12 protein-coding genes and 1 tRNA gene are annotated in these 13,157 nt (G+C 39.7%); 5 read left to right on the top strand and 8 right to left on the bottom strand.

Annotated elements, in window-relative coordinates; all coding sequences use genetic code 11:
- Positions 1-32: 32 nt before the first annotated feature.
- The 3 genes from BM380_RS03110 to BM380_RS03100 all read right to left on the bottom strand — a co-directional run bounded on the left by BM380_RS03110 (position 33) and on the right by BM380_RS03100 (position 2,728).
- Positions 33-109 (bottom strand) — tRNA-Val (locus BM380_RS03110).
- A gap of 236 nt (positions 110-345) precedes the next feature.
- The gene (locus tag BM380_RS03105; RefSeq protein ID WP_090492842.1) at positions 346-1,395 is read right to left on the bottom strand and encodes a DUF3080 family protein; all 1,050 of its coding nucleotides are present in this window, start codon (positions 1,393-1,395) and stop codon (positions 346-348) included.
- A complete protein-coding gene (locus tag BM380_RS03100; protein WP_090492840.1) occupies positions 1,373-2,728 on the bottom strand; it encodes an MATE family efflux transporter in 1,356 nt (451 codons plus the stop codon). The genes BM380_RS03105 and BM380_RS03100 overlap by 23 nt, the downstream gene beginning before the upstream one ends.
- A gap of 192 nt (positions 2,729-2,920) precedes the next feature.
- On the opposite strand from BM380_RS03100, the gene BM380_RS03095 reads away from it, so the two are divergent.
- Entirely contained in the window at positions 2,921-3,547 is a 627-nt protein-coding gene (locus tag BM380_RS03095) for a riboflavin synthase (RefSeq protein ID WP_028835882.1), read from the top strand.
- On the opposite strand, the gene BM380_RS03090 is transcribed toward BM380_RS03095, so the two are convergent.
- Complete coding sequence (locus BM380_RS03090; RefSeq protein ID WP_008464077.1) at positions 3,544-3,747, bottom strand: CPXCG motif-containing cysteine-rich protein; 204 nt, start codon at positions 3,745-3,747, stop codon at positions 3,544-3,546. The two genes, BM380_RS03095 and BM380_RS03090, sit on opposite strands and share 4 nt — an antisense overlap.
- A 213-nt stretch (positions 3,748-3,960) precedes the next feature.
- The gene (locus BM380_RS03085; RefSeq protein WP_076920906.1) at positions 3,961-4,830 is read right to left on the bottom strand and encodes a fructosamine kinase family protein; all 870 of its coding nucleotides are present in this window, start codon (positions 4,828-4,830) and stop codon (positions 3,961-3,963) included.
- 122 nt (positions 4,831-4,952) lie between these two features.
- Here BM380_RS03085 and BM380_RS03080 point away from each other — a divergent pair, with 122 nt between their 5' ends.
- Positions 4,953-5,645 (top strand): DUF445 domain-containing protein, encoded by a 693-nt coding sequence (locus BM380_RS03080; RefSeq protein ID WP_090492838.1) that lies wholly within the window; start codon positions 4,953-4,955, stop codon positions 5,643-5,645.
- Between the two features lie 98 nt (positions 5,646-5,743).
- Here BM380_RS03080 and BM380_RS03075 read toward each other — a convergent pair whose 3' ends face one another.
- On the bottom strand, positions 5,744-6,106 hold the full coding sequence (locus BM380_RS03075) for a DUF3718 domain-containing protein (RefSeq protein ID WP_090492836.1): 363 nt from the start codon (positions 6,104-6,106) through the stop codon (positions 5,744-5,746).
- Between the two features lie 443 nt (positions 6,107-6,549).
- Between BM380_RS03075 and BM380_RS03070 the strand changes: the two genes are divergently transcribed.
- The 3 genes from BM380_RS03070 to BM380_RS03060 all read left to right on the top strand — a co-directional run bounded on the left by BM380_RS03070 (position 6,550) and on the right by BM380_RS03060 (position 10,072).
- Positions 6,550-7,335: a hypothetical protein gene (locus tag BM380_RS03070; RefSeq protein ID WP_013464747.1), complete on the top strand. Its 786-nt coding sequence runs from the start codon at positions 6,550-6,552 to the stop codon at positions 7,333-7,335.
- 100 nt (positions 7,336-7,435) lie between these two features.
- The gene (locus BM380_RS03065; protein ID WP_090492834.1) at positions 7,436-8,818 is read left to right on the top strand and encodes an amidohydrolase; all 1,383 of its coding nucleotides are present in this window, start codon (positions 7,436-7,438) and stop codon (positions 8,816-8,818) included.
- A gap of 12 nt (positions 8,819-8,830) precedes the next feature.
- Positions 8,831-10,072 (top strand): amidohydrolase family protein, encoded by a 1,242-nt coding sequence (locus BM380_RS03060; protein WP_090492831.1) that lies wholly within the window; start codon positions 8,831-8,833, stop codon positions 10,070-10,072.
- A gap of 158 nt (positions 10,073-10,230) precedes the next feature.
- On the opposite strand, the gene BM380_RS03055 is transcribed toward BM380_RS03060, so the two are convergent.
- Positions 10,231-12,453, bottom strand: coding sequence for an NADP-dependent isocitrate dehydrogenase (locus tag BM380_RS03055; RefSeq protein WP_090492829.1), 2,223 nt, complete (start codon positions 12,451-12,453; stop codon positions 10,231-10,233).
- A gap of 453 nt (positions 12,454-12,906) precedes the next feature.
- Positions 12,907-13,125, bottom strand: a complete 219-nt coding sequence (gene cspD, locus BM380_RS03050) for a cold shock domain-containing protein CspD (RefSeq protein ID WP_013464751.1) — start codon at positions 13,123-13,125, stop codon at positions 12,907-12,909.
- Positions 13,126-13,157: the final 32 nt, after the last annotated feature.

Genomic DNA, 13,157 nt, shown 5'->3' with positions numbered 1-13,157 from the left:
TTCAACGTACTTTAATTAAATCTTTAAAAATTTGGTACGACTGAGTGGATTCGAACCACCGACCCCTACCATGTCAAGGTAGTGCTCTAACCAACTGAGCTACAGTCGTACTATGAGTTTACGTACTATTTAATTCATCCATGAAGCTTCATCCTGTCGGCGTCCTGCCTCCACCTCGTTCGGCTGCGAAGCTTCGCTTCGGTCCAATCTCGCCCAACTGAGCTACAGTCGTACTGCATGTATTTAAGAATTGTTAATTGCTTAACAACGGTCGCTAATATATAGCGTGATGAGTGGTGAATCAAGCATGTTTATGGTTTTTAAGTTTATTTGCCGTTTTTTTATTCATATTGGACTGATTTCGCACGTTTTATAAAATTTTTGCCACCAGATAACATGCTCTTTTGCTGACGCTTTTAGCTGAGAGAGTAAGTTGTTAGAATTTGGGTCAAGTAGGGCATTTACCGCTTCACTACTCACTGCTTGATTAAACCATAGCTGCATATAAAGCGGCTGCAATGTTTCTAAATACCCGCTCAGCTGTGCTTGATAAGGCTGTATTTGTTTTAAATAATATTTATTAAATATATTACTGACAATTTTAGCCTGCTGCTTGTTTTTCCCTTTAGGGCAAATATCTTCTACTACTAATGAATTTACAAACTGGGTTGCTGTATGATTTAAGCTAATTTGTTCTCGCGCAGCTTGAATAAGCTGTTGGTCAAATTTGTATCTGTTGAGCGGTTCAAGCGCTGACAAAATATCATCGCTGTTTATTGCCATACTCCCTTTAGTTTCTATTTGGTGTTTAATGGTCGTTAGCTTTTTAAGCGCCTCAACCGTGTCACTAAACCCAGCCGGTTGAGTGCTGAGTTCTTGGCCAGTAAGCTGCCAAGTGCTGCTCAGTTCAGGTTCACTATATAAAACATTATTAAAATAATGAGCGAGTTGAGTTTGTTTTTGGGTTTTTGCCGCTGCAATTTTACTGTGAACGTTGCTTTGTTTATCTAAGGTGTTTAAACAGTTTTGCGCGCTTTGAATAAAATCTATTTGGTACTTCAATTGGCTAGCAGCGGTGGCTGTTTTGCCTAATTGATTATTATGCTCGCTTATCAGAACGTTAAGTTTACATTGGCTAATACCAGCTAGTTCAGTTATGCCAATTTTAATGGCAGGTTGCAACGCTTCAACTGGCTCTATTAAGGCTAATTGTTGCAGTGGCTTTGTGTGTGGCTCAGGCGTTTGTAAGGTATTACTCAAGCGAGACAAATAGGTTTTATTTGCCTCACTGGGCTGCTCTGAGCAGCCCAAAAGCACCATACAACATGCCGCCAATAACCAATTAAGCGGCAGTTTGGTATAGATTGATTGTTTAAGTGAGAATAAATGGTTCACGTTTAAATCGCCTATGAACGGTCAGCATCAGTAGTATAGCTGCAACTGATAGGCCAACGATAATGCCTATCCAAAAACCATGCGGGCCCATTGCTGGCACTATCATGTCTGTTCTTGCTAATACGTAGCCTAAACTAAAGCCGATTAACCAATAAGAAATAAAAGTGATATACGAAATCGGCGCTGTGTGTTTTAAACCACGTAAAATACCGTTTGCAGCTACCTGTAATGCATCAGGAAGTTGGTAAATACAGGCTAAAATCATAATTGATGAAGCAAGCGCAAGTACCGCAGGGCTATCGCTATATAATTGGCTGATCACGTCACGCCCTACAAATGTAATAAAAGCGATAAACAACGCGACCATAGCCGCCATAATATAACTTGTCGATACCGCTACTTTTAATTGATCTAAATGATTTTGCCCAAATAAATTACCAATTCGTATGCTAATGGCAATTGAGAGGCTCAGAGGCATCATAAATAATAGTGCAGTCACACTGGCTGCAATTTGATGGCCAGACACAGCCACCGCACCCAAATGCGCAATAAACAGGGGAATACAGGCAAACAAGGTCACTTCAAAAAAAGTAGCGAGTGAAATAGGAATACCGAGTTTGGTAATAATACCAATGGTTTTAAAATTGGGTTTTTCAAAGCCAGTTAATAAGCCTTTGGCATCTATTTTTTTACTCAGCTGGCAATAAGTAACTTGCGCAATAGCCATTACAGTAAATACCAGTGCGGTGGCAATACCACAGCCAGCGCCCCCAAATGCGGGTAGACCAAATAAGCCCTTAATAAAAATATAATTGAGTGGGATATTTACCGCAAGTCCGAGTAGGCTGATATAAAACGCAGGCTTGGTCATCCCCATGCCTTCGGTCATATTTCTATACACGGTAAAAATTAAAAAACCAAATACACCCCATTTAACAAAATGAATGTAATCAAAAGCAAGTCCCGCAATCGCCGGGCTAGTATCAAGCTGTAAAATAACGGTGTTGGCAAGCTGGGCAGCACAAAAACCTGCAATACTCAAAAGGAGCGTTAAATAAAGCGCTTGCTGAAAATAATGGCTAATGCCGTTGCGGTCTTTAGCACCCGCAAATTGAGCAATGACTCCCGTTAGGGCTAATAGAATACCTTGTATTGCTAATAAAATTGGGTTCCATATTCCTGTAGCAATTGAGAGGGCAGCGAGATCGGTTGGACTCACTTGTCCGGCCATAATGGTATCAACCACTGACATTAATACTAAGGTCACTTGTGCTAAAAAAACGGGAAAGGCGAGGGAAAGTAAACGTTTAGCTTCCCAACTACAAAAAGTCATAAAAAACAGCTATTCAGAAAAACATGGGCGCATTGTAATCTATTGTGATTACTCTATCTATGTAGACAATCAGCGAATCTATTAAATTGCTGCATAAGCTTACTTTTGTTGCGAATAAAAGTGCTATTAAGTGAATTATTTTAGCGATTGATACGTTAAACTAGCACTTTGTTAGAAAGAGAAGCGATTTTTATGTTTACCGGTATTATTCAAACTCAAGCAACAGTAGTCTCTAGAACCCATACGCAGGGAGTATTACGTTTAGTCGTTTCTGTTAATGAACAATACGTAAAGCATTTAGACTTAGGTGCTAGCATCGCTATAAATGGTTGCTGCTTAACGGTAGTTAAAGTAGAGCTTAGTAATCAAGATGTGGTGGCTCAAGTGCATTTTGATGTTATTGACGAAACTCTGCAGCTTACTAACCTTGGACAACTGGAATTGGGTAGTTTAGTCAATTACGAGCGTTCTGTGTCGTTTGGTACTGAGCTGGGTGGGCACATAGTCTCTGGCCATATTCATTGTACTGCCAAAATAGTGCAAATAGTTAAACTAGAAAATAACTACAAAATGCAGCTTAGCCTTCCAAAAAAATGGCAAAAATATGTGTTATACAAAGGGTTTGTATCTATTAATGGCGCCAGTTTAACGGTTGGCAATATTGATGAGCATGGCTTTTGGTTACACTTAATACCAGAAACACTCGATATTACTAATTTAGGTGCAGCCGTTGTAGGTGATGAATTTAATATAGAAGTTGATCAGCAAACATACACTATTATAAACACCGTCGAAAACTACATGCGCCAACATAGCTAAAATATTTGTTCGTCATCGCTGTCCACGTGTAACTCTAACTTATTACGTGCATAGTCTATATGCATATTTAAATGAATTAGATTACAGCAAGCACTGCATTCTTCATAGTAGTCTTGGTCGCCCATACTGGCATCAAGGTCTAAATGAATATGGTGTCCACAATGTGGGCAGGCGATACGTTGTGATAAAAAGTCTTTCATAACACCCCCTTAAAAATTAAGTTATTTTACCTAGATAGCACATAACGGCTTAATACTAAGTAGCTTGAACTCTGACTAAATGATTTACTCATATTGAGCTATCAACATTGATTTATTACAAGTAAATTTAATGCAATTAGCGTTAAAAATAACGCTCGAATAGATTTATTTTTTAGAGTTCAAGTATAAGTATAGTGCTTATATTTTGTTTACTCATTTATTTAAGTTTAGTAGTTTTTCAACGTGTTCTTTAGCCTGATTTAAGTAATGGCCTGCATAAATATTGGCATGGTTTAAAATAGGGTAAAGCTGATAAATAAGCTTGCGATGTTGGTAGTTCTGAGAGAGTGGATAATGGTGATCATAGGCGTTATAAAATTCATCGGGTAATGGGGCAAAAAGCTCACTCATAGCAATATCGACCTCCCGATCACCGTAATAGCAGGCAGGGTCAAATAGGGTCGGAATATTATTTACAAATCCCATGTTTCCGCGCCAAAAGTCGCCATGTAATAATGAGGGCAAAACATGATGATTATGCAGTTGCTCTTTTACTAAATTTATCAGTTGTTCTGGGTCTGCCAGCACAATGTCTTTTTCAGCTAATAGCTGTAATTGCCAACCAATACGTTCTTCTGCAAAAAATACATCCCATTTTTTATGCCATTGATTTGGTTGAGGCGTAGAGCTTAAATAATTGTCTGTATCAAAACCAAACATCGCTTGCTCGTGTTTTTGATGTAACATGGCAAGGTGTTCACCCATCGTTGACCAATGCGTGTGGGGAAGGTCATCAAGTGTAAGCCACTCTAATACAATAAACGCATATTCTATATTGGCGCCAGTTGTAATACAGTCGGGCACCATAAATATACTGTTTTGAGTGAGTTGTTTTAAGCCCTGTGCTTGTGCTTCAAAGCGATCAAGCTCATTTTTTTGCGCAATTTTAACTAAATAATTGTGCTTGCCATCACTTATATGGAAAAGCTTATCGGTTGATGTGTTTTGCAACTGACGTTTATGGGTGTGTTTAAAATCGTAATGGATAGCTTGGCTGATCTGTTGATTGATTGTTTTCCACATAACAATTGCTCACCTTTTAAACCTATAAATAAACTATGGCAAAAAGGGATTAAATAAACAAATTAATCGGTGTAAAATTAAGACTATCAATTTCTGATACAAATCACTGAAATGGAATAAAAATGAATAAAAGTTTTATCACTAACTTATTGGCAGCGTGTTGTGTTGTTATTGGTTTTGTATTTGATCAAGCCATTGTACTTTCGGTGGGCTTATTTGCACTCTCTGGTGCGGTTACAAACTTACTCGCTATTCATATGCTATTTGAAAAAGTCCCGTTTTTATATGGATCGGGGGTGATTGCGCTCAAGTTTGAAAGCTTTAAAGTAGCTATAAGAAATTTAATACTTACGGAGTTCTTTTCTGAGCATAAAATAGACAAGCTTCTAAGCAAGGCGCAGCCAACGATAGACTTTGAAGCGGTAATTGAAAAGGTAGATTTAAATCCCGCTTTCGATAATTTGTTAGTGGTGATAGAGCAATCACAATTTGGCAGCATGCTGGCAATGTTTGGCGGCACTGAAGCCGTTGAGCCAATGCGAGAAAAATTTATCGAAAAAATGCAATTATCACTGGTGCAAATAAGCGGCACCGACGATTTTAAAATGCTACTAAGCGATATGCTTACTCAAGGCAACAACGCGGAAAATTTACATAATACAGTACTCAAATTAGTGGATGAACGCTTAGATGAACTCACCCCTAAAATGGTAAAAGAAATAATTCAAACTATGATCCGCGAACACTTAGGCTGGCTCGTTGTATGGGGTGGGGTATTTGGTGGCTTGTTTGGTTTGTTGGCAGCGCTTATTTAATAATAAATACACGTTAAGCAGGTACTAAGCCCTGCTTAACGTGTTTGATTCGCGTAAATTGAACGTATTAAAAACCGATTTCCTAGTCATAATTTAGGTTATTTAGATCCCGCCATAATAACCACCATCGGTTTATTTACCTTTGCCAAATCCCTTATTGATGTGCTGGTGGTAGCCTCAATATTGAAAAAGCGTGCAGATTTGTTTAAATCATAAAGCGCTACAAAATCATTCATTGATAAATCATTGCAGCGTAATTTTTTGCCAATTACATGCTTGTTGGTATGGAGCTCTTTAATTGTTTTGTGCAGTGTCAGTTGTTTGTTAGATGCAACGGCCATGCAAACTTGTGTACCGGGTGATGAATCAGCGGCAACAAAAGTGGTTGCCATTACAGGTGCTGTTAATGTTGCTGCGCACAATAATACAGTTGAATATAGAGTTGCTTTGAAAGAAATCATAGTATTTTCCTCTTTGTTTATGTGCAACTTAAGTATTGCTTAATGTAGCCGAAATCTTGTTAACTGAATGGGGCAAGCTGTAAGAAGATGTGTATATAAATCGTGCAATTTTGTAGGTGTATGAAAAGTTGTTCATAAGTAACCTGAACTATGGATAATAAATCTATCTCAAGCAGCTATTTTCAGCGCTAACTGCGTTGAATTTACTTGCAGTAGGCCCACTATTGACTCGAAAACTCGCCTTGTTTTCACTGTAAATTTCTAGCTGGAGAAAACGAACTAAATTATTAATATAATTCAATATGTTAGTAAATCTCTTAACCAAAGTTCAGGTTAAGTAATTTATTTTTGACACACTTTAGCGTTTTCATACTGAAATATTTTTTCAGACTGTTATTATCGCGCCCTAAATTTGTGGCATTTTATATTTTTGGAGCGCAATTGTGAATAAAACGTTAGCCAGTTACTACCAGCAAGCTTATGCGTGTGAGCAACAGCATTTTAACCAATGTTTTTATTGCGGCTGTGAGGCAACAGAGCGCGATCATTGCCCACCATTGCACATGTTACAAAGTATTATTGATTTAGGCGAAGAAGCAGATTTTGTTGCTATTGCGGCTTGTTATGAATGCCATGCATTACTTCATAATGAACGCTTAATGACCATTGATGAGCGTTTTAGTAAGCTTAAAAAGAAACTATCAAATAAATACGCCAAGCCCTTACGTGTGTACAACATGTGGGAAGAAAGCGAGCTTGGCGACATGAGCGATGAATTTGCGCACAGCATTCAAGCGGGCATGAAACTCGGTAAAGAAGCGGCTGAGCGACTCGCCTTTACAGGGTTTAGTTATGCCACTGAAGAAGCGCGCGTTACGGTGCGCGAAAAAACCAAAGAGTTTGATGTAGAAGGCACCGTATTTACCGACTTTAAAGAAGCGCTTAACTATTGCATTACTGTATTAAAAGTACAAAAAAGTGATTTTTATAAAATTTTAGTCGAGGATTATCAAGGCGATTTTAATAAGGCATTGAGCCAATACAGGCATCGTCATGATAAAGTCACCGCCGCAAAAGATGGTAATACATTAATTAAAGATTTTTCAAAATTACATAAGCAAAATTCGGATTTTGTAACCCGAACGGTTAAACACTTTATTAGTAAAGATCCATCGCTCACCACAGAAGGGGCACTGGATAAGCTTTATAACAATTATATAAAAAAATAATTACAGAAACTCACCTTAAATAACCGCCTTTTCACCTGTTTTTTTAGCTTTATGCGTTTGCTTTCGCTAAAGTAGTAAAAAAACAGGAGAACCTAAAAACATGCAAAAATTTGCTCCCTCATTGTTAGCTGTTGGTTTAGCAGCAGCACTTGTTGGTTGCCAAGAAAGCGGCCCGCAAGATGCAAAAGTAACCATTAGTAAAAACCCATACCCAAGTACTTATCAACCCGTTGCTACATCAAGCACATTAATTACCAATGCCACTGTATTAACAGGCACGGGTGAGCGTTTAGATGAAGCCGATGTATTACTTGTTGATGGTAAAGTACAGCAAGTTGGTAAAGATTTAACCGCTAACGCAGACACCACTATCGATGCGCAAGGCAAATGGGTAACACCAGGTATTATTGATGTTCACTCTCATTTAGGTGCTTATCCAAATCCGTCGGTTGAGTCTCACCAAGATGGCAACGAAATGACTAGCCCAAATACAGCAGAAGTATGGGTTGAGCATTCAATTTGGCCACAAGATCCAGGCTTTAATCGCGCACGTGAAGGCGGTATTACCTCGTTACAAATTTTACCAGGTTCAGCTAATTTATTTGGTGGACGTGGCGTTACCCTTAAAAATGTACCGGCTCACACCATGCAAGGGATGAAGTTTCCTGATGCACCATACGGTTTAAAAATGGCGTGTGGTGAAAACCCTAAACGCGTTTATGGCCGTAAAGGTGAATTACCGATGACACGTATGGGTAATATGGCAGGCTATCGCACAGCTTGGATTGGCGCTCAAGAGTACAAACGTGCTTGGGACAAATACGATGCTGATTACGCTGCGGGTAAAAACCCAGAAGCTCCACACCGCGATATTAAATACGATACCCTTCGCGGTGTTTTAGAAGGTGAGGTTCGTATTCACAATCACTGCTACAAAGCAGAAGAAATGGCGATGATGATCGACCTTTCTAAAGAGTTTAATTACCATGCGGGTACATTCCATCACGGTATTGAAGCCTATAAAATCGCAGATTTACTGGCTGAAAATGGCTCGTGTGCAGCACTTTGGCCAGACTGGTGGGGCTTTAAAATGGAAGCCTACGATATGGTACAAGAGAACGTAGCGATTGTTGATGCAGTTAAAAACTCATGTGCCGTTGTGCATTCAGACTCAGACACGACGATTCAACGCTTAAATCAAGAAGCCGCAAAAGTAATGTACAGTGCAAACCAAAATGGTTTTGATATTTCTGAGCAGCATGCAATTAAGTGGATCACGGCTAATGCCGCTAAATCACTCGGCATTGAAGATAAAACAGGCTCACTTGAAGCGGGTAAACAAGCTGATGTGGTTATTTGGAATCAAAGCCCATTTAGCGTTTACGCAAAAGCAGAGCAAGTGTTTGTTGATGGCGCAAAAGTTTACGATAGAAACGATAGCGCATTCCAAGCACAAAGTGATTTTATGTTAGGTCAACAATAAGGAGCACCCAGAATGAAAAAATTATCACGTTCGTTTTCGCTTTCTCTGGTTGCTGCAGGGTTACTAGCATCGGGTGCGGTGAGCGCTCAATCTCTTGCTATAATTAACGCAACACTGCATACATCCTCAGATCAAGGCGTATTAGAGTCTGCCAGCATCGTAATGAATGATGGCAAAATCACTGCAATTAATCCTAGCGATGTTAAAGCAGATAAAATTATTGATGCCAAAGGTCAAATCGTGACCCCTGGTTTTATTGCCACTGTAAATCAACTTGGTTTAGTTGAAGTAGGTGCGGTTGCGGGCTCTCGCGATGCGGGAGAAGAAAAAGCAGGTATTGATTTTGATGCAAGCTTGGCATTTAACCCTCGTTCAAGCCTAATCCCTTATGCACGTAAAGGCGGTGTTACTCGCGATTTGATCACCCCGTACGGCGGTGACAGCATATTTGCAGGCCTTGCCAGTGTGGTGGATTTAAGCGGCAGCTTTGAAAGCGTAAACAAAAAGCAAGCGGCATTAGTGGTTCATTTGGGTGAGCGAAGCAAAGGCTCTCGTGCATTTACATTGCAAACACTGATCAATAAGTTAGATGAGCACCAAACTAAAGCAAGCAAAGAAGCTAAAAAAGACGATGCTAAGCCAAGTGCTGAAGATAAAATAATGGCTAAAGTACTAAAAGGCGATATGCCATTACTAATTAGTGTGTCGCGTGCATCGGATATTGTTGAACTTATAAAAGTGAAACAGCAGTTTGGGGTAAATATTGTTCTTAATGGTGCGCAAGATGCCGTTGTAGTTAAAGATCGAATCGCAAAAGCGGGTATTCCTGTGATCATCAGTGCAATGGATAACTTACCAGGCAGTTTTGATTCATTACATGCAAGCCTAAATAATGCCGGCATACTAGAAAAAGCAGGTGTTAAAGTACTTTTAACTGTGGGTGGCGATGCCAGTCATAATGTTTACCAGCTCCGCTATGATGCCGGTAATGCAGTGTCTTACGGTATGAGCCAGCAAGGCGCATTAAAAGCGATGACTTCAAATGTGGCTGATGTATTTAGTATTAATGCTGGTAGCTTAGAAGTGGGTAAAGCCGCTGATGTTGTAATGTGGAGTAATGACCCGTTTGAGCTGAGCAGCCACGTAAATAAAATGTTTATTAATGGGGTTGAGGTAAGTACTGAATCTCGCCAAGATAAACTGCGTGAGCGCTATACAACAGAATCAAACATGCCACGTGCATACACTAAATAAACTTGTTTAGTTGAATATAAAAGGCCGCATTAGCGGCCTTTTTTATGAACAGCTTTTACTTATACCAATCCGCAAAGTAAACCACTTAAATAAGCGAATTGGTATTAGGCACAAAAAAAAGGCGCTCTTTGGAGCGCCTTTTCATTCATTTAATGGATTTATACCAGTTTAGATAAAATCTCGTTAAATGTTGTGCTTGGGCGCATTGCTTTAAAAGCTGCATCGTCATTTGGCTGGAAGTATCCGCCAATGTCCATTGCTGGGCCCTGTGCATCGTTTAGCTCGCTAACAATTTGCTCTTTGTTAGTTTCAAGGTCGCTAGCAATTTGCGTAAACTGCGCTTTAAGCTCGCTGTCATCATTTTGCTTAGCAAGTTCTTGTGCCCAGAATAAAGATAAGAAGAAATGAGAACCACGGTTATCAATCTCTTTTACTTTACGTGAAGGCGACTTGTTTTCAGCTAAGAATGTGCCGGTAGCTTTATCAAGTGTATCTGCAAGTACTTGTGCTTTTTTGTTACCTGTTGTTGTGCTTAGGTGCTCAAGTGACGCAGCAAGTGCTAAGAATTCACCTAAAGAATCCCAACGTAAGTGGTTTTCTTTTTCGAATTGTTGAACGTGCTTAGGTGCAGAGCCACCCGCACCAGTTTCAAATAAACCACCGCCATTCATTAGTGGCACAATTGAAAGCATTTTAGCACTGGTACCCAATTCTAAAATTGGGAATAAATCTGTTAAATAATCACGTAACACGTTACCCGTTACAGAAATTGTGTCTTTACCTTCTTTGATGCGTGCTAGTGAGAACAAGGTTGCATCCATTGGCGATAAAATTTGAATATCTAGGCCAGCAGTGTCGTGATCTGGCAGGTATTTATTTACTTTTTTGATTAGCTCAGCATCGTGTGCACGTTCTGCATCTAACCAGAAAATAGCCGGATTACCTGTTGCGCGAGCGCGGTTTACTGCAAGTTTAACCCAATCTTGAATAGGTGCATCTTTAACCTGACACATGCGCCAGATATCGCCTTTCTCAACACTGTGCTCAAGTAACGTATTACCGTTTGTGTCTACAACACGGATAGTACCGTCAGCTTTTGCTTCAAATGTTTTATCGTGTGAGCCGTACTCTTCTGCTTTTTGAGCCATAAGGCCAACGTTTGGTACGCTACCCATAGTCGTAGGATCAAATGCACCGTGCTCTTTACAAAAATCAATCGTTGCTTGGTAAACGCCAGAGTAACAACGATCTGGAATTACAAAGCTTGTGTCTTGTAATTTATCGTCTTTATTCCACATTTGACCGCTTGAACGAATTGCAGCAGGCATAGAGGCATCGATGATCACATCACTTGGTACGTGTAAGTTTGTAATACCGCGATGAGAATCAACCATTGCGATAGCAGGGCGGTCAGCGTAAACAGCTTGAATGTCAGCTTCAATTTCTTCGCGCTTAGTGTCATCTAAAGTTTGAATTTTAGAGTACACATCGCCTAAACCGTTATTTACATCAACACCTAGCTCTTCAAAAAGTGCACCGTGTTTTGCAAAAACGTCTTTGTAAAATACTTTTACAGCGTGACCAAAGATGATTGGATCAGATACTTTCATCATGGTCGCTTTCATATGAAGCGAAAATAACACGCCTTTTTCTTTAGCTGCATTAATTTCAGCTTCAAGGAATGCTTGTAATTTTGCAGCACTAATACGTGATGCATCAATAACTTCACCAGCAAGTAGCGGTGTGCTTTGCTTAAGTACAGTGATATCGCCATTAGCCGCTACGTGTTCAATACGAACATCCGTTGCTTCATCAACAGTTAGTGACTGCTCTGAACCAAAGAAGTCACCTTCTTCCATGCTTGCAACATAAGACTGTGAATCTTTGCTCCATGCACCCATAGAATGTGGGTTATTACGTGCATATTCTTTTACTGAACTTGGTGCGCGACGGTCAGAGTTACCTTCACGAAGTACAGGGTTTACTGCACTGCCTTTAATTTTGTCATAGGCGGCTTGAATCGCTTTTTCTTCATCGTTTTTAGGTTCTACAGGGTATTCTGGAAGTGCATAACCTTTTTCTTGAAGCTCTTTAATTACAGCGCGAAGTTGTGGAACTGAGGCACTGATGTTCGGTAATTTAATGATATTAGCTTCTGGTGTTTTCGCCATTTCGCCAAGTTCTGCAAGTGCATCACCAATGCGTTGTTCTTCTGTTAGGTAATCCGGGAAGCTCGCAATAACACGACCAGCGAGTGAGATGTCGCGTGTTTCAACTTCAACACCTGCCGCATTTGTGTACGCTTGGATAATTGGTAACAACGAATACGTTGCTAATGCCGGAGCTTCGTCCGTTTTTGTATAGATAATTTTTGATGTCATCATCATTCCTAGATAGTAGGCCGCATTGGCCAAATTCAACAATGCAAAGAAATCATCGCCTAATACCTTATAAATAAAGTATTAATGTATGCAATGAGTAGTCTGTTAGGTGTTGGTACTCGTATAACCTAAACAAGGTAAGAATAATCACACCTGACGGACTAGTGTCTTTTATAACTAAAATTTATGTAAATCTAAACTAGCCATTAGGCTAAAGTAATTACGTTTTACAGGATAAAGAGTGTAACAAGCTTGGCTAAAAAGGGCTAGGATTACGCGCCAAACGCCAGCAGTTAAACATCTAATAGTGAAATTATTGGGGTAGATAAAATAAAATCAAGGAGTGGGGTTGAATTAACGAACAATGAAGCAATTAATATGGAAGTGGTTAGGGGTTTTAGGGAATTAAGCGAGGATCTAAATAGGTCGCTCGCTTTAGTCTCATATTTACAATCACTCTAAAATATCGCCGTTAGGGGCTATATTAGTAGCGTGTAGACCTTTAGGGCCTTGTTGTAATTCGAAGGTAACATCTTGACCAGCTTTAAGCGTCTTGTATCCGTCCATTACAATAGTGGAGTAATGAGCAAAAATGTCGTTCTCGCAACCGTCTTCTACGATGAAACCAAAACCTTTGGCGTTGTTGAACCATTTGACTTTACCACAAGCCATACTTCTACATCCTTCTATAAGTTGACTAATTT

Source organism: Pseudoalteromonas sp. DSM 26666 (assembly GCF_900116475.1).
Classification (GTDB): domain Bacteria; phylum Pseudomonadota; class Gammaproteobacteria; order Enterobacterales; family Alteromonadaceae; genus Pseudoalteromonas; species Pseudoalteromonas tetraodonis.
The sequence above is the reverse complement of the archived record's forward strand: the minus strand, read 5'-3'. Positions and strand labels throughout refer to the sequence as shown.

Coding starts and splice junctions, on each gene's coding strand:
- BM380_RS03100 (WP_090492840.1), bottom strand. CDS start 2,728: ATGACTTTTTGTAGTTGGGAAGCTAAACGTTTACTTTCCCTCGCCTTT.
- BM380_RS03095 (WP_028835882.1), top strand. CDS start 2,921: ATGTTTACCGGTATTATTCAAACTCAAGCAACAGTAGTCTCTAGAACC.
- BM380_RS03090 (WP_008464077.1), bottom strand. CDS start 3,747: ATGAAAGACTTTTTATCACAACGTATCGCCTGCCCACATTGTGGACAC.
- BM380_RS03085 (WP_076920906.1), bottom strand. CDS start 4,830: ATGTGGAAAACAATCAATCAACAGATCAGCCAAGCTATCCATTACGAT.
- BM380_RS03080 (WP_090492838.1), top strand. CDS start 4,953: ATGAATAAAAGTTTTATCACTAACTTATTGGCAGCGTGTTGTGTTGTT.
- BM380_RS03075 (WP_090492836.1), bottom strand. CDS start 6,106: ATGATTTCTTTCAAAGCAACTCTATATTCAACTGTATTATTGTGCGCA.
- BM380_RS03065 (WP_090492834.1), top strand. CDS start 7,436: ATGCAAAAATTTGCTCCCTCATTGTTAGCTGTTGGTTTAGCAGCAGCA.
- BM380_RS03060 (WP_090492831.1), top strand. CDS start 8,831: ATGAAAAAATTATCACGTTCGTTTTCGCTTTCTCTGGTTGCTGCAGGG.
- BM380_RS03055 (WP_090492829.1), bottom strand. CDS start 12,453: ATGACATCAAAAATTATCTATACAAAAACGGACGAAGCTCCGGCATTA.
- cspD (WP_013464751.1), bottom strand. CDS start 13,125: ATGGCTTGTGGTAAAGTCAAATGGTTCAACAACGCCAAAGGTTTTGGT.